Below are 23,946 nucleotides of genomic sequence, written 5' to 3'. Positions count from 1 at the left end.
CCCCCGTTCATGGCCGGGGGACGGGTCCGCGCGAGCCGCACCGGGTGCGGACGGTGGCGTGCCGGTCAGGCCAGGGCCGTCGCGCGTACCGCGGCCAGGCCCGAGCCGGTCCAGCGGCCGAGGGCGCCGCGCAGGGCCTCGGCGCGTACGTCCGGGTCGGCGGAGTCGGTGGCCCAGGCGATGTAGCCGTCGGGGCGCACGAGCAGCGCGGTACGCCGGTCACCGGCCCAGGCGGCCCGTACGAGACGGGGGCCGGCGGCGGAACCGCCCTCCGCAGCGGTCCCGTCGTGCGGTTCGGCGGTCCCGGCGAGCGGCGATCCGGCGTCCGGCGACCCGGCGTCCGGCGACCCGGCGTCCGGCGACCCGGCGTCCGCCGGCGCTTCGGCCCTCGGCAGCCCCTCGGTCCCCGGCAGGTCGTCGTCCCGCGGCACGACGAGGACGAACCGGCCGCCGCGCAGGGCCTCGTACAGCCGGGTGCCGCCCGCCAGCCGCAGGTCGGGGGCCCGCTTGCCGGTGAGCGGGTGGGCGCCGCGCTCGGCCCGGTAGGAGATGCCCACCCCGCTGATCTCCCCCAGCGCCCGGTCCGTCAGGGGCGGCGCCAGGTTCAGCAGCCCGGCGACCGACGCGCGCAGCGCCCGCGCCGGCGCGCTGCGCAGCTGGGCCGCCCGGATGAGCGTGCCGCTGCTGCGCAGCACCATCTTCCCCACCGGGTGGCGCTCCGCGTCGTAACTGTCCAGCAGGCTGTCGGGCGCGTCGCCGCGCAGTACGGCGGCCAGCTTCCAGCTGAGGTTGGCGGCGTCCTGGAGCCCGGTGTTCATGCCCTGGCCGCCGGCCGGGGAGTGGACGTGCGCGGCGTCACCCGCGAGGAAGGCGCGGCCGACGCGGTAGCGGGGCACCTGGCGCTCGTCGCTGTGGAAGCGGGAGGTCCAGCGCACCTCGCCCATCCCGTAGTCGGTGCCGAGGGCGAGTCGCAGGTACCCGCGGATCTCGTCGGGGCCGACGGGGGTGTCCTCGGGGATCTGACGGCGGCGGTCCCAGCCGACGACGCGGTACCAGCCGTCGCCGAAGTTGGCGACGACCGCGATGGCGTCGCCGGTGGCGTTGCCGACCATCGGGAGGTCGGGCTGCTCGTCGAGCCGTACGTCGGCGAGGACGACGGAGCTGACCACGGACCGGCCGGGGAAGGGCAGGCCGAGTGCCTCACGGACGGTGCTGCGCACGCCGTCCGTGCCGACCAGGTAGGACGCGCGGTAGGCCGTGGTGGTCCCGTCCTCCTCCTGTACGCGGGCCTGCACGCCGTGGCCGTCCTGGTCCAGGCCGGTCACCCGGGCCCCGTACCGGAAGGTGACGCCGGCCTTCTGCGCGCGCCGCTCCAGCAGCCGCTCGACCTCGTACTGCGGGGCGATCAGCACGAACGGGAAGCGGGAGGGCAGCCGGGTCGGCTTCAGGACGACGCCGCCGAAGAGCCGCATGCTCCGCAGCGCGTGGCCGTGCGTCAGCAGTTCGTCGGCGAGGCCGCGCGCGTCGAGCTGTTCGAGGCTGCGGGCGTGCACGGCCATCGCGCGGGTCAGGTTGCTGAGGCCGGGGGCGCGGCGCTCCAGCAGGGTGACGCGCAGGCCGGCGACGGCGAGGTCCCCGGCGAGCAGCAGTCCGGTGGGGCCGGCGCCGACCACGAGGACGTCGGCGGTCCCGCCGGTGTGCGTGGTGTCCATGAGGGTCGTGGGGTTCGGGTCGTCGGTGGTGCCGGGATCGCGGTGCATGGCCGCCTCCAATGCCAACGAGTGTTTGCCAACGGTTGTTGGTCAACGCTTGTTGGCAACGATAGGGCCGGCCTGCTGGCCGGTCAACAGTTGTTGGCCTACAGTCGTTGGCATGGCTGATACCCCCTCCTCCCCCCTCGCACCGGACGCCGCGCCGGACCGCCCCCGCCGCTCCGACGCCACCCGTGCCGCGATCCTCGAAGCCGCCCGTGAGCGCTTCGCCGCCGACGGCTACGAACGCGCCACCATCCGGGCCGTCGCCCGGGACGCGGGCATCGACCCGTCGATGGTCATGCGCTACTACGGCAACAAGGCGGGCCTGTTCGCGGCGGCCTCCGAGATCGACCTGAAGCTGCCCGACCTGACGTCCGTACCGCGCGAGGAGCTCGGCGCCACCCTCGTGCGGCACTTCCTCGACCGCTGGGAGCGCGACGAGACGCTGACTGCGATGGTGCGCGTCGCCGTCACCAACGAAGCGGGCGCCGATCGGCTGCGCGGCGTCTTCGTCGAACAGATCAGACCGTCGCTCGCGGCGGTGTGCGCGGTCCCGGAGGAGGACGCGTCCCGCGCGGCACTGGTCGGCTCCCAGCTCGTGGGCATGGGCATGCTGCGGTACGTCCTGCTGCTGCCGCCCGCCGTCGACCTCGACCGCGAGGAGGTCGTCAGCTGGCTGGGGCCGACCATCCAGCACTACCTGACCGCCGAGCACCCGTAGAACCGGAGCGCGCCCTGGTGCGACTCCGGCCGGATTCCTGCCCCGGTCCGTCCCGGACGCGCCCGACTTCGGTGATCCCCGGACGCCGCGGCACCGCCGTTCTACGGTGGTGCCCGTACCAGCCGTACGTGCCGCCGTACCCGCAGTGGACCGGGAAGGAGACGCATGGCCCGGCAGCCGTCCGTGTCACCGTCACCCCAGGAGATCGTCGAGCTCTACGGACTGGAGCCGCTGCCCAGAGAGGGCGGCCGCTACCGGCAGACCTGGGCGGGGCCCCCACGCCCCGACGGGCGGCCGGACGGCACCGCCATCGTCGTCCTGCTCACCGCGGAACCCGACGGCCACAGCGCGCTCCACCGCCTGCCCATCGACGAGGTCTGGCACTTCTACCTCGGCGACCCGCTCTCGATGCTCCTGCTGGACCCGTCCGGCGGCACCCGGACGGTCGCCCTCGGCCCGGACGTCCTGGGGGGCCAGCACGTCCAGTTCACGGTGCCGGCCGGCACCTGGATGGCCGCCGAGGTCGCCGAGGTCGGCGCCTGGTCGCTGTTCGGCTGCACCATGGCGCCGGGCTTCACCTTCGACGCGTACGAGCACGGGGACGCCGCCGAACTGGCCGCGCGCTACCCCCAGGAGGCGGCGCGCATCACCGCGCTGTCCCGCCCGTGAGCGCGCCCGCAGGCAGCCCGCAGCTGCCCTCCCTCGCAGGTCAGGTGGCCCTGGTGACGGGCGCGGGCGGCGGCCTCGGCACCGGCATCGCGCTGCGCCTCGCCGCGGCGGGCGCCGCGGTCGTCGCCCACTACCGTACGAACGCCACCGCCGCCGAGGCGCTCGTAGCGCGTATCGAGGCGCAGGGCGGCAGCGCGCTTGCCGTACCGGCCGACCTGTCCGCCGAGGAGGAGTGCCACCGCCTGGTGCGTACGGCGGCGGAGTGGCGTGGCCGGCTCACCGCCCTGGTGAACAACGCGGGCGTGCAGCCCGTCCAGGACCTGGCCGCCATGTCCGTCGCCGACTGGCGCGCGGTCAACGACACCAACGTGCTGAGCGTCTTCGCCTGCACCCAGGCCGCCGCCGCGGTGATGCGGGACGGCGGAGGCGGCTCGATCACCCACATCGCCTCCATCGAGGCGCACCAGCCCACGGCGGCCCACGCCCACTACTGCGCGTCCAAGGCGGCCGTCGTGATGCACGCGCGCACGGCCGCGCTGGAGTACGGGCCCGACGGCATCCGCGTCAACAGCGTCTCGCCGGGCCTGATCGACCGCGAGGGCCTGGCGGAGGCCTGGCCGGACGGCGTGACCCGCTACCGGCAGGCGGTACCGGCCGGCCGGCTCGGCCGCCCCGAGGACGTCGGCGACGCGTGTGTCTTCCTCGCCTCGCCGATGGCGGCGTGGGTGACCGGGCACGACCTGGTGGTGGACGGCGGGGTGTCGGCCAGGCCCACCTGGTGACCGCTCACCCGGTGCCCGCCCGTCCCGTGCCGTCCGCCCGGCCCCGGCGGGTCACTTGCCCTTCGCCGCGCTGCCACGCTCCGCGCGGTACCGCTTGTCGTAGCGGTCCTGGCGGATGCGGCGCTCCCGGTAGGCGCGGTACTCCGCGTCGTAGCCCAGGTAGCCCTGCCGGTAGCGCACGGCGAGATAGAGCAGTACGGCGGAAGCCAGCCACCACACCGGGTTCGCGAACCCGGCGGCGACCGTCAGAAGGAACGAGACGAGCAGAAGCGGGAACACTGCGCACCTCCCACAGTGTGCGGTGACGGGTGAGGGGAAGCGCCCCGCCCTTCGGAACGCTTCCTAGGCCGCGGCCGGGCTGCCGGTCGCGGTGTCCAGTCCGGCGAAGACCGGCAGCAACCGGTTCAGCCCACTGGCCTGCAACGCCGCGAGGACGACCGGGCTCGGCTGGACGAGTCGCAGGTCACCGCCCTGGGAGCGGGCCCGCCTGGCCGCCGCGACGAGCGGACCGAGGGCGAGCGCGCAGCAGTCGGTGACCTCGGACAGGTCGACGATCAGGAGACTGCCGGGGGCGCGGGGCAGGCGCCGCAGGCGTTCGCGCAGGGTGGGCAGCGTCGCCAGGTCCACCCTGCCGCGCACGATGAGGACCGCGAAGTCGGTGTCCGTCACGGGGACCGACGGCGCCTTGTCCGGGGCGGGCCCCGGCGGAACGGCCGGCACGGCGGTCCGTGCCGGTGCGTGCCGGGCGTTGTGGCGGGTCGGGGGCACCCGAGCGCCCACCGCGCCGACTCGCGGGAAGTCGAGGGAGGTTCCGGGGTCTGCCATCAGCACGCGCCTCCTCGGGGCGGACGGGCTTCCGCGCTGCCGGGGACTCGGGCTGCACGGTCCAGGGTAGTGCGGGGCGGGTGGCGCGAACAGCATGCGTGACCGACCGGTCGGAAACGGGGGCGTGCTGACGGCGCATCACCCGTACGGCGCGCGCCGTACGGATCCGCCGTCCGTACTCCGGCTGCGGAAGCCCTGGTGACCCGCGGCCGAGGTCCTGGCCACCCGCTCCGAGGTTCCGGTCACCCGCCGCCGAGATCGCGGCCGACCACTGCCGAAACAGCCGTCACCCGCCGCCGAAGCCCCTGCCGGGGCCCGGCAGCGGACCGGCTCCTGAGACCTCTTCGCAGGTCACGGCCACACCAGGCAGTACGCCTGATGCCCGGCGTCGTGCAGCCGGTGGGAGAAGTCCTGCCACTCGTGGAGCAGCTGGTAGACGGTGAAGGCGTCCCGGGGGCCGCCGCGGTCGGGAACCGTGGACCAGATGAAGGCCGCGGCGCCCACCGACTCCTCGCCGACGCCGCGCAGCGGGTCGACGACCGTCATGGGGAGCTTGACGACGGCGTAGTCGGGATGGAGGACGACCAGTTCGAGCGGGGGGACCTTGTGCAGCGGTATGCCTTCTATGCCGGTGAGGACCATCGCGGCCATCGTCTCCGGCTTGATCTTCGTGAACATGCCGCCCATGCCGAGCTCGTCGCCGCCGAGCTCTTCGGGCCGCATCGAGATCGGCACGCGCGCCGCCGTGGCTCCGTTCGGCGCGCCGAAGTATTTGTACGTCACCCCCATGCGGCCGCCTCTGTTTCCCCCGCCCTTGATCTCCTCGCGCCGGTGGCGGCCCCGCTGGTCGCGCTCAGGACCCCGGTCATCGGTGCCCTCGCCCAGTCCGCCACCGCGATGCATATCTCCACCCGACCACTCGCAGCCCCAGCCGCGCAACCCGATCATCGTCTCAGAGACCTCCCCCGTCACCGGCGCGCGAAACGCCCGGCCGCGCGCCCCCGTGCGCCTCTGAGACCATTGCTTGCGTGACTTACTCGTCCGTTGCCCCAGTTTTGCAGACCCGCGGGGTCTGACACCTGGTCGGTAGCGAGGGGATTTCCGCTCCGCGCTCCGCCCGGGTGCCGCCGCCGGCCGCCGCCCCTTCCTACATTTGCGCAGGTCAGGATCACAGTGCCTTTTCCCTATGAAGCCCCAGTTTCGCAGACGCTCTTCGACCGTGCGGCCGTTGTGACGCCGGGCGGGGTGAACTCTCCCGTGCGCGCGTTCGGCGCCGTGGGCGGTTCGCCCCGGTTCATGGTGTCCGGTACCGGTCCGTACCTCACCGACGCCGACGGACGCGAGTACGTCGACCTCGTGTGCTCGTGGGGCCCGATGATCCTCGGGCACTCCCACCCCGAGGTGATCGCCGCCGTCCAGGAGGCTGTCGCCCGCGGCACCTCCTTCGGCACGCCCGGTGAGGGCGAGGTGGAGCTGGCCGAGCGGATCGTGGACCGGATCGACCCGGTCGAGCAGGTCCGGCTGGTCTCCTCCGGGACCGAGGCGACGATGTCCGCCATCCGGCTGGCGCGCGGCTTCACCGGCCGTACCAAGGTCGTGAAGTTCGCCGGCTGCTACCACGGGCACGTGGACGCGCTGCTGGCCGCGGCCGGCTCCGGCGTCGCCACCTTCGGGCTGCCGGACACGCCCGGCGTCACGGGCGCTCAGGCCGGTGACACGATCGTGCTGCCGTACAACGACATCGAGGCCGTCCGGGCCGCCTTCGCCGCGCACCCCGGCGAGATCGCCTGCGTGATCACCGAGGCGGCGGCCGGCAACATGGGCGTCGTCCCGCCGCTGCCCGGCTTCAACCAGGGTCTGAAGGACCTCTGCGCGGAGAACGGCGCGCTCTACATCTCCGACGAGGTCATGACCGGCTTCCGGGTCAGCCGCACCGGCTGGTACGGCATCGACGGCGTCCGGCCCGACCTGATGACCTTCGGCAAGGTCATGGGCGGCGGCTTCCCGGCCGCGGCGTTCGGCGGGCGTGCCGACGTGATGGCGCACCTCGCCCCGGTCGGCCCGGTCTACCAGGCGGGCACCCTGTCCGGTAACCCGGTCGCCACCGCCGCGGGCATCGCCCAGCTGAAGCTGCTGGACGAGGCGGCGTACGAGAAGGTCGACGCGGTCTCGGAGCAGGTGCGCTCGCTGGTCGCCGACGCCCTCACGGAGGCGGGCGTCGCGCACCGCCTCCAGGTCGCGGGCAACATGTTCTCGTTCGCCTTCACCGACCAGGACGTGACCGACTACGCCTCGGCCAAGGCGCAGGAGGCGTTCCGCTTCACCGCCTTCTTCCACTCGATGCTGTCCCAGGGCGTGTATCTGCCGCCGTCCGCGTTCGAGTCCTGGTTCGTCTCGACCGCCCACGACGAGCGGGCGGTCGAGCGGATCGCCGCCGCCCTGCCGTCGGCCGCGCGCGCCGCCGCCGAAGCGAGCGCGTGAGCGCGGCGGACGGCGGAGCGGACCGGAAGATGGGTGACATGAGCAGCGAAGACATCACCGTCGTACATCTGATGCGGCACGGCGAGGTGCACAACCCGGAGGGCGTGCTGTACGGGCGGCGGCCCGGCTACCACCTCTCCGAGCTGGGCCGGACCATGGCCGACCGGGTGGCCGAGCATCTGGCGGGGCGGGACATCACGCACGTCGTGGCGTCCCCGCTGGAGCGCGCGCAGGAGACCGCGGCGCCGGTCGCCAAGGCGCACGGCCTGGACCTGGCCACCGACGAGCGGCTGATAGAGGCGGCCAACGTCTTCGAGGGCAAGACCTTCGGGGTCGGCGACGGCGCGCTGAAGAAGCCCGGCAACTGGAAGTACCTGACCAACCCGTTCCGCCCGTCGTGGGGCGAGCCGTACCTGGAGCAGGTCGTACGGATGATGGGGGCGCTCGGCGCGGCGCGCGACGCGGCCCGCGGGCACGAGGCGGTGGCGGTCAGCCACCAGCTGCCGATCTGGATCGTGCGCAGCTTCGCCGAGCGGCGGCGGCTGTGGCACGACCCGCGCAAGCGGCAGTGCACGCTCGCCTCGCTGACCTCCTTCACCTTCCGTGGCGACAAGATCATTTCGGTGGGCTACAGCGAGCCGGCGATCGATCTGGTGCCGGCGCACCTGCGGGCGGGTGCCAAGCCGCAGGCCGGGAAATCCAAGGCCTTCGGAGCGTAACCTCCGGCCGGGTTTTCGCATCGTGTGATGTGAGGGATGCAAGAGGCCGGTGTGACGTGAGGTCATCTACAAGCAAAATAATAAATTCGCGCCAATAGCCCGGAACCTCCGTGTTCGACAATGCCTCTTACTCGATGTCCGTTTATACGGATATTGAGTGTGACGAGTACGGATGGGGACGACGCTATGCGCGCGATCAGTCGGCGGAACGTGCTGGGCATGGGAGTGGGTGCGGCCGCGGCGCTCGGCGTCGCGGGCTGCTCCACCGGCTCCGGTTCCGGGTCCGCCTCCGGCGAGGACAAGAACGCCGTACAGGCCAAGGCCAAGCCGATCGGCGACGGCTCGACGGCCGACGCGGGTCCGCAGCCCCACCAGCCGGAGAAGCCCCGCCGGCTGGAGCCCGGCGAGACCCCGCCGCAATTCGTGATCTTCTCGTGGGACGGCGCGGGCGAGGTCGGCAACGGCCTCTTCCCGCGCTTCCGCAAGCTGGCCAAGGACCACAACGCGGCCATGACCTTCTTCCTCTCCGGGCTCTACTGCCTCCCGGAGTCGAAGAAGCACCTCTACCGCCCGCCGAACAACAAGGTCGGCGCCTCGGACATCGGCTATCTTTCCGACGAGCACATCAAGGCGACCCTGCAGAACGTGCGCGAGGCGTGGCTGGAGGGCCACGAGATCGGCACCCACTTCAACGGGCACTTCTGCGGTGAGGCCCGTACCTCGGTCAAGCACTGGACCCCCGCCCAGTGGCAGTCCGAGATCGACCAGGCCATGGACTTCGTCACCAAATGGCGGACCAACACCGGTTTCACCGACCTTGAGCCGCTGCCCTTCGACTACAAGAAGGAACTGATCGGCGGCCGTACGCCGTGTCTGCTCGGCCAGGACAATCTGCTGCCCACCGCCAAGAAGCTGGGCTGGCGCTACGACGCCAGCTCGCCGGGCGGCCTGCAGATGTGGCCCAAGAAGAAGATGGGCATCTGGGACTTCCCGCTCCAGCAGATACCTTTCCCCGGACACCGGTTCGAGGTCCTCTCCATGGACTACAACATCCTCGCGAACCAGTCGAAGAACTCCACCAAGGGCCCGCCCGCCAACTACCCGGGCTGGCGCAAGGAAGCCACCGGCGCCTACATCAAGGGCTTCGAGCGGGCCTACGAGACCAACCGCGCCCCCCTGTTCGTCGGCAACCACTTCGAGCAGTGGAACGGCGGCCTCTACATGGACGCCGTCGAGGAAGCGCTGAAGCACATCGCCGACGAGAAGCGCAAGGACGTGCGCCTGGTCTCCTTCCGGCAGTTCACCGACTGGCTGGACGCGCAGGACCCGAAGGTCGTCACCAAGCTCCAGGGCCTGCCGGTCGGCCGGAAGCCGACGGGCGGCTGGAAGACGTTCCTCTCGGGCGCCTGAGGCGCGGGGGTACGGGCCGGGGCCGCGCGCCCGGGTCCGTACCCGCCCACGTGCCTCCCGGTCCGTACCCGCCCACGTGCTTCCCGGTCCGTACCCGCCCCGCGGCTCCTGGTCCGTACCTGCCAACAGGTACGAGCGGGCCGACACGGCTCGCGACGCCCCCGCAACCCGCCTGACGTGCCCCGACATGACCGGTACGGCCCCGGCGAGGGGGGTGCGGAAGATCCGCCACGGCCCCATGCGAAACTTTTCACATGAGTGCCTGCCGCGTCCCCCGACGACTCGCCAGTCAGCGCCGCACCGCGCTGTTCGCCGCGGGAGCCGCGCTCGCCGCGCTGACGCTGAGCGCCTGCGGCGAGGGCACCTCGGGCGGTTCCGAACAGACCCAGTTCGTCGAGGGCAAGGACGGCGTCGAGCGGGTCGCCAAGGCGGACCGTAAGCCCGTCCCCGACATCTCCGGCGAAACCACCCAGAGCGAGAAGCTGGACATCGCGGACTACAAGGGCAAGGTCGTCGTCCTCAACGTCTGGGGATCGTGGTGCGCCCCCTGCATCGCCGAGGCCCCCAACTTCGCCAAGGTCGCGAACGAGACCAAGGCCAAGGGCGTCCAGTTCGTCGGCATCAACACCCGCGACTCGCAGAAGTCCCAGGCGGTCAGCTTCGAGGAACAGCACAAGGTGCCGTACCCGAGCCTGTTCGACCCGACCGGCAAGCTGATGCTGCGCTTCCCCAAGGGCAGTCTCAACCCGCAGGCCATCCCGTCCACCATCGCCGTCGACCGGCAGGGGAAGATCGCCGCGCGGTCCATCGGCCCGCTCAGCGAGGACGAGCTGCGCACGATGCTGCAGCCCCTGATCGACGAGAAGTGATCACGTGATCACCCTCGCCGCCTCCGGCCCCGCCGACACCATCACCTCGGGCGCGCTGCTGCTCGCCGTGCCCGTCGCCCTCCTCGGCGGACTGGTCTCCTTCTTCTCGCCCTGCGTGCTGCCGCTCGTACCCGGCTACATGTCCTACGTCACCGGCGTGACCGGTACGGACCTCGCCGACGCCAAGCGCGGCCGGATGCTCGCCGGCGCCTCCCTCTTCATCCTCGGCTTCACCGCCGTCTTCGTCTCCACCGGCGCGCTCTTCGGGTTCTTCGGCAGCGTGCTCCAGGAACACCAGGACGTGCTCAACAAGGTTCTCGGCGTCCTGCTGATCCTGCTCGGCCTGGCCTTCGCCGGCATTCTGAAGAACTTCGGCCAGCGCGAGCTGCGCTTCCACAAGAAGCCCGCCATGGGCCTGGCCGGCGCGCCGGTGCTCGGTGTGCTCTTCGGCGTCGGCTGGACGCCGTGCCTGGGCCCGACCCTCACCGCGGTCAGCTCGCTCGCCATCGACCAGGCCAGTGCCGGGCGCGGCGCCCTGCTGACCGTGGCCTACTGTCTGGGACTGGGCCTGCCCTTCATCGCCGTCGCCCTGGCCTTCCGCAAGGTGCTCGGCGCCTTCGGCTGGGTCAAGCGCCACTACGTGTGGGTGATGCGGCTGGGCGGCGGCATGATGGTCGTGCTCGGCGTCCTGCTCCTCACCGGCGCGTGGGCCGATCTGATGTCCGGCCTGCAGAGCTGGACCAACAGCTTCACCCCAGGGATCTGATCGATGACCACCAAGACCGACGCCGCCCGCGACGCCGACGACGCCGATGTCGGCGCCGCGGGCTCGCAGCTGTCCACCGCGCCCGAGGAGGAGACCTCCGTCTCCCTGCCGTCCCTCGGGCCGATCGGCTGGGCCCGGTGGTTCTGGCGGCAGCTGACCTCCATGCGGGTCGCGCTAATCCTGCTGTTCCTGCTCTCCCTGGGGGCCATTCCCGGCTCGCTGGTCCCGCAGACCAGCATCGACCCGACCAAGGTCGAGCAGTTCCGGGCCGACCACACCACGCTGGCGCCGCTCTACGACAAGCTGGGCCTGTTCCACGTCTACAGCTCGGTGTGGTTCTCCGCGATCTACCTGCTGCTGTTCATCTCGCTGATCGGCTGCATCGTGCCGCGTACGTGGCAGTTCGTCGGCCAGCTGCGCAGCCGCCCGCCGGGCGCCCCCCGCCGGCTGACCCGGCTGCCCGCGTACACCACGTGGCGTACGGACCGGGCGCCCGAGGAGGTGCTCGGCGCCGCGCAGCGGATGCTGAAGAAGCGCCGCTTCCGCGCCCACACGGTCGGTGACGCGGTCGCCGCCGAGAAGGGCTACCTGCGCGAGGCCGGCAACCTCGTCTTCCACATCTCGCTGATCGTGATCCTGGTGGCGGTCGCCGTCGGCAGCCTGTGGAAGTCCGAGGGCGGCAAGCTGATCACCGAGGGCGACGGCTTCGCCAACAGCCTCACCCAGTACGACAACTTCAAGTCGGGCGCCTTCTACGACACCGACGATCTCGAACCCTTCGGCTTCACCCTCAAGAGCTTCGACGCGTCCTACGAGCGCACCGGCCCCCAGAAGGGCACCCCGCGCGAGTTCCGCGCCAACATCTCGTACTTCCGGGGCGCCGACGGCCAGGAGCACCAGGGCAAGATCGAGGTCAACCACCCGCTGGAGATCGCCGACTCCAAGATCTTCCTGCTCTCGCACGGCTACGCGCCGGTCGTCGAGGTCACCGACGGCCGCGGCAAGAAGGTCTACAGCGGCGCGGTGCCGTTCCTGCCGCAGGACATGCAGAACTACACCTCCACCGGTGTGGTCAAGGTGCCCAACGCGCTCACCCCGGACGGCAAGCGCAACCAGCTCGGCTTCTCGGGCTTCTTCGTGCCGACGTACGGCGGCAAGGGCTCGGGCTCGATGTTCTCCACGTTCCCCGCGCTGGACAACCCGCGGCTGACGCTGACCGCGTACCACGGTGACCTCGGCGTGGACTCCGGGCTGCCGCAGAGCGTGTACCAGCTGGAGAAGAAGAACCTCAAGCAGTACAAGCAGGACGGCCGCGCCGTCGCCCAGATGATGCAGCCCGGCGAGACGATGAAGCTGCCCGGCGGCGACGGCAGCATCAAGTTCGTCGGCGTCAAGCAGTGGGCCACCTTCCAGGTCTCCCACCAGCCCGGCAACGGCCTCGCGCTGATCGGCGCGATCGCCGTGCTGCTCGGCCTGGCCGGCTCGCTGTTCATCCAGCGCCGCCGGGTGTGGGTACGGGCCGTGCCGGGCGCCGACGGCGTGACCGTCGTCGAGATGGCGGGCCTGGGACGCAGCGAGTCCGCCCGCCTGCCGGAGGAACTGGCGGACCTGGCGGAAGCCCTGGGCCCGGACGCGCCGCAGGCCTCGGAGCCTGCTCCCACCCCCACCCCCACCGAGCCCGAGAACGCGGCGAAGCCCTCCGACTCCGCCGATCCTGCTGATCCCTCCGAAGGAGCGCGCGCGTGAACCTCGCTGCCGCAGCCACCAACGAGAACCTGGCCAGTATCAGCAACGTGCTGATCTACTCGGCCATGGCCGTCTACACCCTCGCCTTCCTCGCGCACCTCGCCGAGTGGGCCTTCGGCAGCCGCAGCAAGGTCGGCCGCACGGCGGCGGCCCTGACCGCCACGGTGCCCGCCCCCGCCAAGGCGTCGGCCCGCACGGCGGAGCGGGGCGGCGGCACCGCCGTACTGGAGCGCCCCAAGGTCGTCACCCGTGCGACGAACGGCAGCCGGGACGTCCCGGACGGCCCGGGCGCCGCGGGCGGCACCGAGAAGGGCGACCTGTACGGCCGGATCGCCATCTCGCTGACCACCCTCGCGTTCCTGATCCACCTCGGCGGCGTCCTCACCCGCGGCCTGTCCGTGCAGCGTGCCCCCTGGGGCAACATGTACGAGTTCTCCACGACCTTCGGCATGGTCGCGGTCGCCGCGTACCTCGTCCTCCTCGCCCTGAAGAAGAACGTCCGCTGGATCGGCCTGCTGCTGACCGCCACCGTCCTGCTGAACCTGGGCGTGGCCGTCACCTGGCTCTACACCGACAGCTCCCAGCTGGTCCCGGCCCTGCACTCGTACTGGCTGTGGATCCACGTCAGCTGCGCGATCATCTCCGGCGCCTTCCTCTACCTCGGTGCCGTCTCCACGCTGCTCTACCTCTTCCGCGACCGCTACGAGAGCAAGCTGGCCGACCCGTCCGGCAAGCAGCCCGGCGCCTTCGCCACCTCCGTGATGGAGCGGCTGCCCGCCGCGTCCAGCCTGGACAAGTTCTCCTACCGGGTGAACGCCACGATCTTCCCCCTGTGGACCTTCACGATCATCGCGGGCGCGATCTGGGCCGGCGAGGCCTGGGGCCGCTACTGGGGCTGGGACTCCAAGGAGATCTGGTCCTTCGTCACCTGGGTCGCCTACGCCGCCTACCTCCACGCCCGCGCCACCGCCGGCTGGAAGGGCCGCAAGGCCGCCTACCTGGGCCTGTTCGCCTTCCTGACGTACATCTTCAACTACTACGTGGTGAACTACTTCTTCTCGGGGCTGCACTCCTACTCGGGGGTCTGACCCGGTCGGAGCAGTCCCCCGGCGAGAACCCGTGCCGTACGCGACGGTGGCCTCATGGATCGTCTTGAGAGCCCCGTTCCGTACGGCACCGCCGTGTCCGCCGACGACACCCACACCCTCCGCTACGAGCTGAGCTTTCCCCAGCCTGTGGAGCGGGTCTGGGGTGCGGTGGCCACCCAGGAAGGGCTGCCGGGGTGGCTCGCGGCCGCCGATCCGTTCGTGCGGCGCGAGGGTGGGGCGATCACGCTGCGCTGGCAGAACACCGACGAGCACGGTGTCGCGACGGTGGCCCCCGGGCAGGTGACGGGCTGGGGGCCGACCCGGCTGGCCGAGTACACCGTCGATGTCCACGGTCGGATCCGCTTCGATCTCCGGCCCTGGGACGGGCCCGGCGCATCCGGCACGCTGCTGTGCTTCACCAACGAGTGCACCGGTCCGGCCGCCTTCCGTCTGGACTGCCTCGCCGGCTGGCACCACCACTTCGAATTCCTGACCGACGCCCTCGCCGGTCGCCCCAAGGACTGGTCCACCTGGAACCTCGACCGGTGGCGGGAGCTGCGCGCGGACTACGCGGCGGCCGGGGAGTAGGGGCGCTCCTCGGGGAGCAGGCCGGCGGCGGTGGTCAGGTCGCCGCGGGTGACCAGGGCGTGGATCTCGTGGGCGAGCGGGGTGACGTCCCGGATGGCGACGGCCCACTCGTCGGCGTAGCGGCGGGACGCCTCGCCGGACAGGCCGAGCTGGAGCGAGCGGTGGGGGAGGGCCTGGAGGCGCAGATCGCGTTCGGGGTCCCACTGGATACGGGCGGGGGAGTCGCGCAGCTGCTGCTTCCAGGCGTTCCGGTCGGGGTGGACGGCGGGGTCGTAGTGGGACAGACAGGCGTGACGCAGCGCCCAGTCGAAGCCCGTGCGGTCGAGCTCGATGGCGAGGACACGCTCCTGGCCGGGCTTGGTGGCCCAGCCGCAGCGGTACATCATCCACAGGAACGACGGCTTGATCCACGTCATCCGCTCCCGCTTCCACGCGGGCGGGAAGCGGCCGTCGCGGGCGGCGGGGAGGCCGAGGGCCGGGCTGTACGCCTGGTAGACGGTGATGGTCGTGTCGGTGTGGAGGGCGCGGACGCGGCGGAGCGGTTCGGGGCGGTCGGCGTGTCCGGTGGTGCGGCCGAGCTGGGCGTCTGTGACGTTCATGGGCGGTCAGTCTGGGCGAGCGGCGGCTCGGACGGCCACCGGATTAGGGCGGTGGCCCGGGGCGTCAGGAGATGCCCTGCGCGTTGATGGCGTCGAGCTGTCCGCGGAGGTACGTGTGCGAGTCCGCCAGGCCGCCGACGCGGGTGCCGGGGTCGCACTCGTAGAAGTAGACCAGGGACATCAGCTCTTCGGTGGGGACGTCCGGCGGGGGCGGCAGGACGCGGTGGCGGCCGGAGCGCCAGCGGCCGTCGGTCCAGTGGGCCATCAGATCGCCGATGTTGACGGTGAGGGAGCCCGGTACGTACGGGGCGTCCTGCCAGCCGGTGCCGCCGTGCGCGGGGTCGGTCCAGATCTGGAGGCCGCCCTTGCCGTACTGCCGGTCCAGGACCGTGACCGTGCCGAAGTCGGTGTGCGGGCCGATGCGGAACTGGCCGGGCAGGGCCTCGCCCACCGTCTCCGTACCCGGATACCAGTTGATGTTGAAGCCCCAGGTGGGGTGGGTGGTGTGCCGGGTGAAGCGGTCGGGGGCGGCGCCGAGCGCGGTGGCGAGGAGTTCGAGGAGGAGGTCGGAGAGGGCGCGCAGGGCGGTCAGGAGGTCCTGGACGTCGATGCGGAGGGCGGGGACCTGGTGGGGCCAGATGTTGGGCAGGAACCACTCCGCGTCCACGGCCGGGACGCCGGACGGCTCCTCGGAGGCGAAGGACAGCGACTCCTTCAGATCCGGCGGGGTCGCGGTGCCTTCGGCGGCGCCGTTGGCCTCGGCGCCGGGGCCGAGCCAGCCGCGGCCGCCGACCTCGGTGGCGTACGGCTGCTTCTCCGCGGCGGGCAGGGCGAAGAACGTACGGGCGGTGGCGCGGACGCGGTCGCGCAGCTCCTGGTCGATGCCGTGGCCGGTGACGAGGAGGAAGCCGCCGGCGCGCAGCCCGGTGTCGACGGTCTCGGCGACACGGCGGCGGGTGTCCGCGTCGCCGGTCCGCCAGTGGGCGAGGTCGATGGTGGGGATGGGGGAGGCGGGGGGCGGAGGGGGCTCACTCATGGCCGATGTCCTCGTTCCACAGCGCGGGCCGGGCCGCGATGAACTCGCGCAGCAGCGTCCTGCACTCCGTGTCGTCCAGCAGCACGATCCGTATGCCGCTCTGCGCCAGCCAGGCATGTCCGCCGTGGAAGGTGCGCGCCTCGCCGATCAGGACGTGCGAGATGCCGAACTGGCGGATCAGGCCGCAGCAGAACCAGCACGGGGCGAGGGTGGTGACCATCGTCGTACCGCGGTAGCCGCGGCGGCGGCCCGCGGCGCGGAAGGCGGTGGTCTCCGCGTGCGCGGACGGGTCGCCGTCCTGGACACGCCGGTTGCGGCCGCGCCCGAGAACGGTGCCGTCGGAGTCGTACAGCGCGGCGCCGATGGGGATGCCGCCCTCCGCCAGTCCGGCCCGTGCCTCGGCGACCGCCGTCGCCAGCATCTCCCGCTCCCGGTCCCTCACGACGGCCACTCTCCTCGCCTCGGGTCGTCCGGGCAACGCGTGCGACGTGATCAGGCCGGAGCGGGAGGGGTACGGGGGAGGGCGGGGCGGGGGCGGGCGCCGGCCGGCGAAGGGCCCGCTCCTCGGCGGAGCCTCAGCTCTTCGGCGGCGGGTTGTTGCCGCCCTCGCCGTCCGCCGGGCCGTTCTCCTTGCGCCGCAGTTCCTCCTCGCGGCGCCGCAGGTCGGCCTCCCAGTCCTTCAGGAGTGCCTCGTCCCGCTTGCCCTCGTCCTTCGGGCCGTCCCCCTTCTTGCCCTCGTCCTTGAGGGAGCGCAGGAAGTCGGGGTTGTCGTCCGGTGCGACCCACTTCCGGGCCGCGCCGCGCCCGCCGCGGGGCCACGGCGACGCGGCGCCGCCCCCGGCGTGCTCGCGGCGGGGCCGGCCGGCCACCAGCCAGGCGACCGGGCCGATCAGCACCTCGCCGAAGAGCAGGATGATGAAGACCCAGGCGATCTTCGGCAGGCCGCGGACCTGGTTCTCCGGCGTGTTCAGGCAGTCGATGAACGCATAGATCCACAGCGCCAGGATCACGAGGAACGGCAGATACCTGAGCATTGCGGAAGCAGCCCCCCAGAGCTGACGGGCGGGCCTCGGCGGGGCCCGGTGACCCGTCCAGGGTAGTGCGTACCGGATACTGGAACGCATGGCTTATGACGACCTTCGCTCGTTCCTGCGCGCGCTCGACCGGGAGGGCGACCTCAAGCGGATCAAGGCCGAGGTCGACCCGCACCTGGAAATCGGCGAGATCGTGGACCGGGTGCAGAAGTCCGGCGGGCCCGCGCTGCTCTTCGAGAACGTCAAGGGCTCGTCGATGCCGCTGGCGATGAACGTGTACGGCACCGACCGCCGGCTGCTCAAGGCGCTCGGCCTGACGTCGTACGACGACATCAGCGACAAGATCGGCGGGCTGCTCAAGCCGGAGCTGCCGCAGGGCTTCGTCGGGGTGCGCGAGGCGTTCGGCAAGCTGGCGAACATGACGCACGTACCGCCGAAGAAGGTCAAGGGCGACAGCGCCCAGGTCCAGGAGGTCGTGCTCCAGGGCGACGACGTCGACCTGGACCGGCTCCCCGCGCTGTTCACCTGGCCGCAGGACGGCGGATCGTTCTTCAACCTGGGCCTGACCCACACCAAGCACCCGGAGACGGGCGTACGGAACCTGGGCCTGTACCGCCTCCAGCGCCACGACAAGCGCACCATCGGCATGCACTGGCAGATCCACAAGGACAGCCGCAACCACTACCAGGTGGCCGCCAAGCGCGGCGAGAAGCTGCCGGTCGCCATCGCCTTCGGCTGCCCGCCGGCCGTGACGTACGCCTCCACCGCGCCGCTGCCCGGCGACATCGACGAGTACCTGTTCGCCGGGTTCGTGCAGGGCAAGCGGATCGAGATGGTGGACTGCAAGACCGTGCCGCTCCAGGTCCCGGCCAACGCCGAGGTCGTGCTGGAGGGCTGGCTGGAGCCGGGCGAGATGCTCCCGGAGGGCCCGTTCGGCGACCACACCGGCTTCTACACGCCGCAGGAGCCGTTCCCCGCGCTGACCATCGACTGCGTCACGATGCGCAAGCGGCCGCTGCTCCAGTCGATCGTCGTCGGCCGGCCGCCGACGGAGGACGGGCCGCTGGGCCGGGCAACGGAACGGTTCTTCCTGCCGCTGCTCAAGATCATTGTTCCGGACATCGTGGACTACCACCTGCCCGAGTCCGGCGGCTTCCACAACTGCGCGATCGTCTCGATCGACAAGAAGTACCCCAAGCACGCCCAGAAGGTGATGCACGCCATCTGGGGCGCGCACATGATGTCGCTGACCAAGCTGATCATCGTGGTCGACGCCGACTGCGACGTGCACAACCTGCACGAGGTGTCCTGGCGGGCCCTCGGCAACACGGACTACGCGCGCGACCTGACCGTCGTCGAGGGCCCGGTCGACCACCTCGACCACGCCTCCTACCAGCAGTTCTGGGGCGGCAAGGCGGGCATCGACGCGACGCGCAAACTGCCCGAGGAGGGCTACACGAGGGACGGCGGCTGGCCGGAGATGGTCGAGTCGGACACCGAGACGGCGGCGAAGGTCGACCGCCGCTGGAAGGAGTACGGGTTCTAGACATGAGCGCCGATTCAGCGACACCGGAACTCTTCGCCCCCGAACCCGCACCGCCCGGCAAGATCAAAGCCTTCCTCCGGCTGGTGATGATCGAGCACTCGGTCTTCGCGCTGCCCTTTGCCTACATCGCGTCACTGACCGCGATGCACGGTTCGGACAAGAGCATCCACTGGGTCGAGCTGCTGCTGGTCACGGTCGCGATGGTGGGCCTGCGGACGTTCGCGATGGCGGCCAACCGCATCATCGACCGGGAGATCGACGCCCGTAACCCGCGCACCGCGGGCCGCGAACTGGTCACCGGCGCGGTGAGCGTGCGCTCCGCGTGGACCGGCGCCCTGGTCGCCCTGGTGTTCTTCCTGGGCGCCGCGGCGCTGCTCAACCCGCTGTGCCTGGCGCTGGCGCCGATCGCCGTGATCCCGATGGTGGTCTACCCGTACGGCAAGCGGTTCACGAACTTTCCGCACGCGATCCTGGGCCTCGCCCAGGCGATCGGCCCGATCGGCGCGTGGATAGCCGTGACGGGGTCCTGGTCCTGGGACGCGGTGATCCTCGGGGTCGCCGTCGGCGTCTGGATCGGCGGCTTCGACCTGATCTTCGGCTGCCAGGACGTGCAGGCCGACCGGGCGCACGGCGTGAAGTCCGTCCCGGCACGTTTCGGCATCCCGGCGGCGCTGCACGGCGCCCGCGCCTGCCACGCCGTCACCACGGCCCTGCTGGTCTGGTACGCGCTGGCCACCCACGCCGGAGTGTTCTTCTGGGCCGGTCTGGTGATCGTCGTGGGTGCCTTCCTCTACGAGCACACGATCGTGCGGCCGCACGACCTCTCCCGTCTCAACCGGGCCTTCTTCCAGGTCAACGGCTTCATCGGGATAGCGCTGTTCGTCTGCGCGCTGCTCGATCTGATCGTTCGGGGGCTGACGGTCTGACGGGCCTGACGGTCTGACGGACCTGACCGGCCTGACGGTCGGTACGAGCCGTGACGCTCCGGGGGTGGCTGCCTCCGGAGCGCCGTACGTTGTGGCGGCCATCGCAACGGCCACCGCACAGTCCGGGCGCCGGACCCCCTACGGGACCGCCCGGGTGCCCGCCCCGGATATCCGCTCGGCCGGGCGCTGCCGGAAGACGAAGGCCGCCAGGACGCCGCCCACCAGCCCGAAGAGGTGGGCCTGCCAGCTGATGCCGCTGTCGGTGGGCAGCGCGCCCCACAGGATCGAGCCGTACACCACGGCGACCAGCACGCCGAGGCCGATGTCCAGCGGCTTGCGGTCGATGAAGCCGCGTATCAGCAGATAGCCGAAGAGGCCGAAGACGACGCCCGAGGCGCCGGCCGTGTTGCTTCCGGCGGGGGCGGTCAGCCAGACGCCCAGGCCGCTGGCCAGAGCTGTCAGCAGCGCCACCCCGAGGAAGCGGCGCAGGCCGACGCGGAACGCGGCGAGGAAGCCGAGGAGCAGCAGCGGCAGGGTGTTGGCCGTCAGGTGGTCGAAGCCGAAGTGGATGAAGGCGGCGGGCAGCACGTCGGCCAGCTCGCTCATCTCGCGTGGGCGCACGCCGAAGGTGTCCAGCGCGTTGCCGGAAGCGGCGTCCACGATCTCCAGGACCCACAGCAGGGCGACCCAGCCCAGCATCAGTACGGCGGCGGGCCTGGCCCGCTCCAGCGCTCGCGTCATCATCCGCGGCACCTCCCCTTCCCCGTTCACTGGAACAAACGGCCGTGCGGGGTCCGATGGTTCCGCCGGATAGGCTCGAACCGTGGAACCGCAGGACAACAACCCCAGTCAGCCCGGTGTCACAAGGCCCGGCGGCCACTCCGCCCGCCCTGCCGCCGGGTCCGCCGACGTGCCCCGCCGCCCTTGGGTGGTGGGTGTCTCCGGCGCGTCCGGCACGCCGTACGCGGCGTCCGTGGTGCGCGGCCTGCTCGCGGCGGGCGAGGCGGTGGACCTGATCGTCAGCCGGGCCTCGCGGCTGACGCTGCTGGACGAGACGGGCATCTCCTTCCGGGACGCGCACTGGCGCGCGGACCTGCGGGAGTGGCTGGCGCGCGGCGCGGACGGCAAGCCGGGGACGTTTGGCGTCACGGACGCCGACCTGGACCTGGTGCGGTACTGGCCGGCCGGTGACCTGGCCGCGGGGCCGTCCTCGGGCTCGTACCCGGTCAAGGGGATGCTGATCGTGCCGGCCAGCACGGCGTGTGTGGCGGGCGTGGCGCTGGGGCTGTCGAAGGACCTGCTCCAGCGGGTGGCGAGCGTGACGCTCAAGGAACGCAGGAGGCTGGTGGTCGCGGTGCGGGAGACCCCGCTGAACGGGCAGACCCTCAGGCATCTGGTGACGCTGGACGAGGCGGGCGCCGTCGTGGTGCCCGCCTCGCCGGCGTTCTACGCGGGAGCGACGCACATCCAGGATCTGGTGGACTTCGTCGCGGGCCGGGTGCTGGATGCGGCGGACGTGCCGCACCGGCTCTACCGGCGGTGGGAAGGGGAGCTCGGATCGGGCTCCAAGGAGGGGAGCTAGCGCTTCTCGGCGGTGGAGCCGTTGCGGCCGGTGCGGCGCTTGCCCTGGGGGGCGGCGGGACGGTGAGCACGAGAACGATTGGCCAGCTCCTGCAGCTCACGCATGCGGGCGTAGGCCATCTCGATCGAGTACACGGTGACATCTCCTGGGAAAGATCGTCTTTGATCAACTGGGATTGACGGTCTACAGGGTCACAGCCCCTGTATGCCTTAGATTCTACATGTAAAAGCCGGGATTGCAGAGTGAATGGAAGGTCAGGGGCGTATGGATGCCGTAGATAGGCAGCTCATCCAGGCACTGCGGGAGAACGGCAGGGCCTCGTACGCGGAGCTGGGCCGGCTCGTGGGCCTGTCCGGGCCCAGCGTCACCGACCGGATCAACCGCCTGGAGGCGGCCGGCGTGATCACCGGATACCGCGCGACCGTCGACGCGGCCTCGCTGGGCCTGGGCGTCACCGCACTGGTCGGCATCTCCCTGTCGGACGCGGCCGACCACGAGGACGTCGCGATGCGGCTGCGCGACCTCGCGGAGATCGAGGACGCCTGGTTCATCGCGGGCGACGACTCGTACATGCTCAAGGTCCGGGTCGGCGACGTGGACGGGCTGGAGCGCACCATCCGCAGGCTCTCGGGCACCAAGGGCGTCTCCCGGACGCGCACCACCATCGTGCTCTCCACCAAGTGGGAGAACCGCGTGGGCGAGCTGCCCGAGGACGCGTAGGCGGCCCGCCGCACGACACGCCGAACCCCGCTCCCGCGCCTGTACGGCGGGCTCCCGGCCGTACAGGCATGGGGGCCCGGCCGGCCCGGAAAACGGGGGAGTACGCTCGGTGAAGCCCGATTTTGGCAGAGATATGGGAGGCGGCCGGATGACTGCATCCATGGATGTGGGTCTCAAGCGCGAGCTGGAGGACAAGGTCCGGTCCGGGGAGCGGCTGACCCGTGAGGACGGCATCGCCCTCTACGCGTGCGACGACCTGGCGTGGCTGGGCGGTCTCGCCCACGAGGTGCGCACCCGCAAGAACGGCGACGTGGTGCACTTCAACGTCAACCGTCACCTCAACATGACCAACGTGTGCACCGCCTCGTGCGCGTACTGCTCCTTCCAGCGCAAGCCGGGCGAGAAGGACGCGTACACGATGCGCATCGAGGAGGCCGTCCGCCTCGCCAAGGCGATGGAGGGCGACAAGCTCACCGAGCTGCACATCGTCAACGGCCTGCACCCGACCCTGCCGTGGCGCTACTACCCGCGCTCGCTCAGCGCCCTCAAGGAGGCGCTGCCCGACACGGTCTCCCTCAAGGCGTTCACCGCCACCGAGATCCACCACTTCGAGAAGATCTCCGGGCTGCCCGCCTCCGAGATCCTCGACGAGCTGATCGACGCCGGCCTGGAGTCGCTGACCGGCGGCGGCGCGGAGATCTTCGACTGGGAGGTGCGTCAGCACATCGTCGACCACGACACCCACTGGGAGGACTGGTCGCGCATCCACCGCCTGGCGCACGAGAAGGGGCTGAAGACCCCGGCGACGATGCTGTACGGGCACATCGAGGAGCCCCGGCACCGCGTCGACCACGTGCTGCGCCTGCGCGAGCTGCAGGACGAGACGGGCGGCTTCCAGGTCTTCATCCCGCTGCGCTACCAGCACGACTTCGTGGACATGAAGGACGGCAAGGTCCGCAACAAGCTCCAGGCGCGCACCACGATGGCGACCGGCGCCGAGGCGCTGAAGACCTTCGCGGTCTCCCGGCTGCTGTTCGACAACGTCCCGCACGTGAAGGTCTTCTGGGTCATGCACGGCGTGCAGACCGCGCAGCTCGCGCTCCAGCACGGCGCCGACGACATGGACGGCTCGGTCGTCGAGTACAAGATCACGCACGACGCGGACAACTACGGCACGCCGAACAAGCTCACCCGTGACGACCTGCTGGAACTGATCCGCGACGCGGGCTTCCGGCCGGTCGAGCGCAACACCCGCTACGAGATCATCCGGGAGTACCCGGGCCCCGACGCGGAGCGCCGCGAGGCACCGCAGCCGATGCGGGTGTGACGTCAGGGGCAGACGGGATGCCAGGGGCGGACAGGAAGCCTGAGGCAGCCGGGACGGCGGGAACGGGCGTGGCGCCGGAGGCGCACGAAACGCCGGGGGCGGGTGTCACCCGAGGCGATTAGGGTCCGCACCATGGATCTCCGCTTCGACCTGGACCCCGCCGTCACCCCCGAACTGACCGACGGCATCCGCACGCTGTGGGCCGAGGTGTCCAACGCGGGCGGTGCCGTCGGGTTCGTCCCGCCGGTGACGGCCGAGGACGTCCGCCCCGACCTGCTCTCCCACCTGGTGGCGATGTCCGAGGGGCGCGCCCGGCTGATCGCGGGCCGCGACGCGCGCGACGGCCGGGTGCTCGCCACCGCGTTCCTCCACCTCAACCACCACCGCCTGATGAAGCACTGGCTGTGGGTCTACACCGTGATGGTGCACCCCTCCCTCCAGGGACAGGGGGCCGGCCGCGCCCTGATGGCGGCCGTCGACGAGGCCGCCCGCGCGATCGACGGCATTCAGGGCATCCGCCTCACCTGCCGGGGTGACACCGGCGTCGACGGCTTCTACACCTCCTGCGGCTACAAGGAGGTCGGCCGGGTCCCGGAGGCGATCAAACTGGCCGACGACGACTACCGGGACGACATCACGATGTGGCGCGAACTGGCGTGACCGGCCGCACGCCGGGGCCGCGACCGCCGCGTACGGGCCGCGCCGACCGCGTACGGGCCGCGACCGCCCCGCCCGGCGCCCCGCGCCCCGCCCCGCCC

Annotated in this window: 27 protein-coding genes; 17 read left to right on the top strand and 10 right to left on the bottom strand. The window is 71.5% G+C overall.

What is annotated here, in order from left to right; translation table 11 throughout:
* Positions 1-65: 65 nt before the first annotated feature.
* Positions 66-1,760: an FAD-dependent monooxygenase gene (locus JXZ78_RS34195; protein ID WP_372498465.1), complete on the bottom strand. Its 1,695-nt coding sequence runs from the start codon at positions 1,758-1,760 to the stop codon at positions 66-68.
* A gap of 112 nt (positions 1,761-1,872) precedes the next feature.
* On the opposite strand from JXZ78_RS34195, the gene JXZ78_RS34190 reads away from it, so the two are divergent.
* The 3 genes from JXZ78_RS34190 to JXZ78_RS34180 all read left to right on the top strand — a co-directional run bounded on the left by JXZ78_RS34190 (position 1,873) and on the right by JXZ78_RS34180 (position 3,926).
* Positions 1,873-2,475 carry a TetR/AcrR family transcriptional regulator gene (locus tag JXZ78_RS34190; RefSeq protein WP_030024756.1) on the top strand — a complete coding sequence of 201 codons (603 nt, stop codon included), beginning with the start codon at positions 1,873-1,875 and terminating at the stop codon, positions 2,473-2,475.
* 165 nt (positions 2,476-2,640) lie between these two features.
* Positions 2,641-3,144, top strand: coding sequence for a cupin domain-containing protein (locus JXZ78_RS34185; RefSeq protein WP_030024755.1), 504 nt, complete (start codon positions 2,641-2,643; stop codon positions 3,142-3,144).
* Complete coding sequence (locus JXZ78_RS34180; protein ID WP_030024754.1) at positions 3,141-3,926, top strand: SDR family NAD(P)-dependent oxidoreductase; 786 nt, start codon at positions 3,141-3,143, stop codon at positions 3,924-3,926. The genes JXZ78_RS34185 and JXZ78_RS34180 overlap by 4 nt, the downstream gene beginning before the upstream one ends.
* A 51-nt stretch (positions 3,927-3,977) precedes the next feature.
* Here JXZ78_RS34180 and JXZ78_RS34175 read toward each other — a convergent pair whose 3' ends face one another.
* The 3 genes from JXZ78_RS34175 to JXZ78_RS34165 form a co-directional block, all read right to left on the bottom strand.
* Entirely contained in the window at positions 3,978-4,205 is a 228-nt protein-coding gene (locus JXZ78_RS34175) for a hypothetical protein (protein ID WP_030024753.1), read from the bottom strand.
* Positions 4,206-4,268: 63 nt separating this feature from the next.
* Positions 4,269-4,751 carry an STAS domain-containing protein gene (locus JXZ78_RS34170; RefSeq protein WP_157851755.1) on the bottom strand — a complete coding sequence of 161 codons (483 nt, stop codon included), beginning with the start codon at positions 4,749-4,751 and terminating at the stop codon, positions 4,269-4,271.
* A gap of 351 nt (positions 4,752-5,102) precedes the next feature.
* Positions 5,103-5,654 (bottom strand): hypothetical protein, encoded by a 552-nt coding sequence (locus JXZ78_RS34165; RefSeq protein WP_078624706.1) that lies wholly within the window; start codon positions 5,652-5,654, stop codon positions 5,103-5,105.
* 270 nt (positions 5,655-5,924) lie between these two features.
* Between JXZ78_RS34165 and hemL the strand changes: the two genes are divergently transcribed.
* From hemL to JXZ78_RS34125, 8 genes are all read left to right on the top strand, one after another.
* Positions 5,925-7,232, top strand: coding sequence for a glutamate-1-semialdehyde 2,1-aminomutase (gene hemL / locus JXZ78_RS34160; RefSeq protein WP_078624705.1), 1,308 nt, complete (start codon positions 5,925-5,927; stop codon positions 7,230-7,232).
* A gap of 38 nt (positions 7,233-7,270) precedes the next feature.
* Positions 7,271-7,951 (top strand): histidine phosphatase family protein, encoded by a 681-nt coding sequence (locus JXZ78_RS34155; protein ID WP_033040187.1) that lies wholly within the window; start codon positions 7,271-7,273, stop codon positions 7,949-7,951.
* A gap of 186 nt (positions 7,952-8,137) precedes the next feature.
* Positions 8,138-9,361 (top strand): polysaccharide deacetylase family protein, encoded by a 1,224-nt coding sequence (locus JXZ78_RS34150; RefSeq protein WP_030024746.1) that lies wholly within the window; start codon positions 8,138-8,140, stop codon positions 9,359-9,361.
* Positions 9,362-9,615: 254 nt separating this feature from the next.
* Positions 9,616-10,230, top strand: a complete 615-nt coding sequence (locus tag JXZ78_RS34145; protein ID WP_030024744.1) for a TlpA family protein disulfide reductase — start codon at positions 9,616-9,618, stop codon at positions 10,228-10,230.
* A 4-nt stretch (positions 10,231-10,234) separates the two neighbouring features.
* Entirely contained in the window at positions 10,235-10,996 is a 762-nt protein-coding gene (locus JXZ78_RS34140; RefSeq protein ID WP_030024742.1) for a cytochrome c biogenesis CcdA family protein, read from the top strand.
* Positions 10,997-10,999: 3 nt separating this feature from the next.
* On the top strand, positions 11,000-12,742 hold the full coding sequence (gene resB / locus JXZ78_RS34135) for a cytochrome c biogenesis protein ResB (protein ID WP_030024740.1): 1,743 nt from the start codon (positions 11,000-11,002) through the stop codon (positions 12,740-12,742).
* A complete protein-coding gene (gene ccsB / locus JXZ78_RS34130) occupies positions 12,739-13,830 on the top strand; it encodes a c-type cytochrome biogenesis protein CcsB (RefSeq protein WP_030024739.1) in 1,092 nt (363 codons plus the stop codon). Before resB ends, ccsB begins: the two co-directional genes overlap by 4 nt.
* 54 nt (positions 13,831-13,884) lie before the next feature.
* A complete protein-coding gene (locus tag JXZ78_RS34125) occupies positions 13,885-14,418 on the top strand; it encodes an SRPBCC family protein (RefSeq protein WP_030024738.1) in 534 nt (177 codons plus the stop codon).
* Here the strand turns inward: JXZ78_RS34125 and JXZ78_RS34120 are convergent.
* The 4 genes from JXZ78_RS34120 to JXZ78_RS34105 form a co-directional block, all read right to left on the bottom strand.
* On the bottom strand, positions 14,397-15,017 hold the full coding sequence (locus JXZ78_RS34120) for a DUF4291 domain-containing protein (protein WP_030024736.1): 621 nt from the start codon (positions 15,015-15,017) through the stop codon (positions 14,397-14,399). The two genes, JXZ78_RS34125 and JXZ78_RS34120, sit on opposite strands and share 22 nt — an antisense overlap.
* A 64-nt stretch (positions 15,018-15,081) precedes the next feature.
* Positions 15,082-16,053, bottom strand: coding sequence for an isopenicillin N synthase family dioxygenase (locus tag JXZ78_RS34115; RefSeq protein ID WP_030024735.1), 972 nt, complete (start codon positions 16,051-16,053; stop codon positions 15,082-15,084).
* Positions 16,046-16,474 (bottom strand): nucleoside deaminase, encoded by a 429-nt coding sequence (locus JXZ78_RS34110; protein ID WP_030024733.1) that lies wholly within the window; start codon positions 16,472-16,474, stop codon positions 16,046-16,048. The genes JXZ78_RS34115 and JXZ78_RS34110 overlap by 8 nt, the downstream gene beginning before the upstream one ends.
* 154 nt (positions 16,475-16,628) lie before the next feature.
* The gene (locus tag JXZ78_RS34105) at positions 16,629-17,087 is read right to left on the bottom strand and encodes a PLD nuclease N-terminal domain-containing protein (protein WP_030017836.1); all 459 of its coding nucleotides are present in this window, start codon (positions 17,085-17,087) and stop codon (positions 16,629-16,631) included.
* 88 nt (positions 17,088-17,175) lie between these two features.
* On the opposite strand from JXZ78_RS34105, the gene JXZ78_RS34100 reads away from it, so the two are divergent.
* Positions 17,176-18,633: a menaquinone biosynthesis decarboxylase gene (locus JXZ78_RS34100; RefSeq protein ID WP_030017837.1), complete on the top strand. Its 1,458-nt coding sequence runs from the start codon at positions 17,176-17,178 to the stop codon at positions 18,631-18,633.
* 2 nt (positions 18,634-18,635) lie between these two features.
* Positions 18,636-19,559: a menaquinone biosynthesis prenyltransferase MqnP gene (mqnP, locus tag JXZ78_RS34095; RefSeq protein WP_030017838.1), complete on the top strand. Its 924-nt coding sequence runs from the start codon at positions 18,636-18,638 to the stop codon at positions 19,557-19,559.
* 138 nt (positions 19,560-19,697) lie between these two features.
* Here mqnP and JXZ78_RS34090 read toward each other — a convergent pair whose 3' ends face one another.
* Positions 19,698-20,303: a rhomboid family intramembrane serine protease gene (locus tag JXZ78_RS34090; RefSeq protein WP_033037079.1), complete on the bottom strand. Its 606-nt coding sequence runs from the start codon at positions 20,301-20,303 to the stop codon at positions 19,698-19,700.
* A gap of 166 nt (positions 20,304-20,469) precedes the next feature.
* On the opposite strand from JXZ78_RS34090, the gene JXZ78_RS34085 reads away from it, so the two are divergent.
* The gene (locus JXZ78_RS34085) at positions 20,470-21,141 is read left to right on the top strand and encodes a UbiX family flavin prenyltransferase (RefSeq protein WP_033037080.1); all 672 of its coding nucleotides are present in this window, start codon (positions 20,470-20,472) and stop codon (positions 21,139-21,141) included.
* Here the strand turns inward: JXZ78_RS34085 and JXZ78_RS34080 are convergent.
* Positions 21,138-21,275: a hypothetical protein gene (locus tag JXZ78_RS34080; RefSeq protein WP_167745381.1), complete on the bottom strand. Its 138-nt coding sequence runs from the start codon at positions 21,273-21,275 to the stop codon at positions 21,138-21,140. The two genes, JXZ78_RS34085 and JXZ78_RS34080, sit on opposite strands and share 4 nt — an antisense overlap.
* 130 nt (positions 21,276-21,405) lie before the next feature.
* Between JXZ78_RS34080 and JXZ78_RS34075 the strand changes: the two genes are divergently transcribed.
* The 3 genes from JXZ78_RS34075 to JXZ78_RS34065 all read left to right on the top strand — a co-directional run bounded on the left by JXZ78_RS34075 (position 21,406) and on the right by JXZ78_RS34065 (position 23,848).
* Positions 21,406-21,861 carry an Lrp/AsnC family transcriptional regulator gene (locus JXZ78_RS34075; protein ID WP_030017842.1) on the top strand — a complete coding sequence of 152 codons (456 nt, stop codon included), beginning with the start codon at positions 21,406-21,408 and terminating at the stop codon, positions 21,859-21,861.
* Between the two features lie 160 nt (positions 21,862-22,021).
* The gene (gene mqnE / locus JXZ78_RS34070; protein ID WP_030017844.1) at positions 22,022-23,188 is read left to right on the top strand and encodes an aminofutalosine synthase MqnE; all 1,167 of its coding nucleotides are present in this window, start codon (positions 22,022-22,024) and stop codon (positions 23,186-23,188) included.
* Positions 23,189-23,320: 132 nt separating this feature from the next.
* A complete protein-coding gene (locus JXZ78_RS34065; protein WP_030017846.1) occupies positions 23,321-23,848 on the top strand; it encodes a GNAT family N-acetyltransferase in 528 nt (175 codons plus the stop codon).
* Positions 23,849-23,946: the final 98 nt, after the last annotated feature.

It is taken from the genome of Streptomyces monomycini, from assembly GCF_022271435.1.
GTDB lineage: Bacteria > Actinomycetota > Actinomycetes > Streptomycetales > Streptomycetaceae > Streptomyces > Streptomyces monomycini.
This window is presented reverse-complemented; position numbering and strand designations above follow the sequence as displayed.

What these genes read in the sequence shown, in the direction of transcription:
- JXZ78_RS34195 (WP_372498465.1), bottom strand. Translation starts at nt 1,760, where the DNA reads ATGCACCGCGATCCCGGCACCACCGACGACCCGAACCCCACGACCCTC.
- JXZ78_RS34190 (WP_030024756.1), top strand. Translation starts at nt 1,873, where the DNA reads ATGGCTGATACCCCCTCCTCCCCCCTCGCACCGGACGCCGCGCCGGAC.
- JXZ78_RS34185 (WP_030024755.1), top strand. Translation starts at nt 2,641, where the DNA reads ATGGCCCGGCAGCCGTCCGTGTCACCGTCACCCCAGGAGATCGTCGAG.
- JXZ78_RS34170 (WP_157851755.1), bottom strand. Translation starts at nt 4,751, where the DNA reads ATGGCAGACCCCGGAACCTCCCTCGACTTCCCGCGAGTCGGCGCGGTG.
- JXZ78_RS34165 (WP_078624706.1), bottom strand. Translation starts at nt 5,654, where the DNA reads ATGCATCGCGGTGGCGGACTGGGCGAGGGCACCGATGACCGGGGTCCT.
- JXZ78_RS34155 (WP_033040187.1), top strand. Translation starts at nt 7,271, where the DNA reads ATGAGCAGCGAAGACATCACCGTCGTACATCTGATGCGGCACGGCGAG.
- JXZ78_RS34150 (WP_030024746.1), top strand. Translation starts at nt 8,138, where the DNA reads ATGCGCGCGATCAGTCGGCGGAACGTGCTGGGCATGGGAGTGGGTGCG.
- JXZ78_RS34145 (WP_030024744.1), top strand. Translation starts at nt 9,616, where the DNA reads ATGAGTGCCTGCCGCGTCCCCCGACGACTCGCCAGTCAGCGCCGCACC.
- resB (WP_030024740.1), top strand. Translation starts at nt 11,000, where the DNA reads ATGACCACCAAGACCGACGCCGCCCGCGACGCCGACGACGCCGATGTC.
- JXZ78_RS34125 (WP_030024738.1), top strand. Translation starts at nt 13,885, where the DNA reads ATGGATCGTCTTGAGAGCCCCGTTCCGTACGGCACCGCCGTGTCCGCC.
- JXZ78_RS34120 (WP_030024736.1), bottom strand. Translation starts at nt 15,017, where the DNA reads ATGAACGTCACAGACGCCCAGCTCGGCCGCACCACCGGACACGCCGAC.
- JXZ78_RS34115 (WP_030024735.1), bottom strand. Translation starts at nt 16,053, where the DNA reads ATGAGTGAGCCCCCTCCGCCCCCCGCCTCCCCCATCCCCACCATCGAC.
- JXZ78_RS34110 (WP_030024733.1), bottom strand. Translation starts at nt 16,474, where the DNA reads ATGCTGGCGACGGCGGTCGCCGAGGCACGGGCCGGACTGGCGGAGGGC.
- JXZ78_RS34105 (WP_030017836.1), bottom strand. Translation starts at nt 17,087, where the DNA reads ATGCTCAGGTATCTGCCGTTCCTCGTGATCCTGGCGCTGTGGATCTAT.
- JXZ78_RS34100 (WP_030017837.1), top strand. Translation starts at nt 17,176, where the DNA reads ATGGCTTATGACGACCTTCGCTCGTTCCTGCGCGCGCTCGACCGGGAG.
- mqnP (WP_030017838.1), top strand. Translation starts at nt 18,636, where the DNA reads ATGAGCGCCGATTCAGCGACACCGGAACTCTTCGCCCCCGAACCCGCA.
- JXZ78_RS34090 (WP_033037079.1), bottom strand. Translation starts at nt 20,303, where the DNA reads ATGATGACGCGAGCGCTGGAGCGGGCCAGGCCCGCCGCCGTACTGATG.
- JXZ78_RS34075 (WP_030017842.1), top strand. Translation starts at nt 21,406, where the DNA reads ATGGATGCCGTAGATAGGCAGCTCATCCAGGCACTGCGGGAGAACGGC.
- mqnE (WP_030017844.1), top strand. Translation starts at nt 22,022, where the DNA reads ATGGATGTGGGTCTCAAGCGCGAGCTGGAGGACAAGGTCCGGTCCGGG.
- JXZ78_RS34065 (WP_030017846.1), top strand. Translation starts at nt 23,321, where the DNA reads ATGGATCTCCGCTTCGACCTGGACCCCGCCGTCACCCCCGAACTGACC.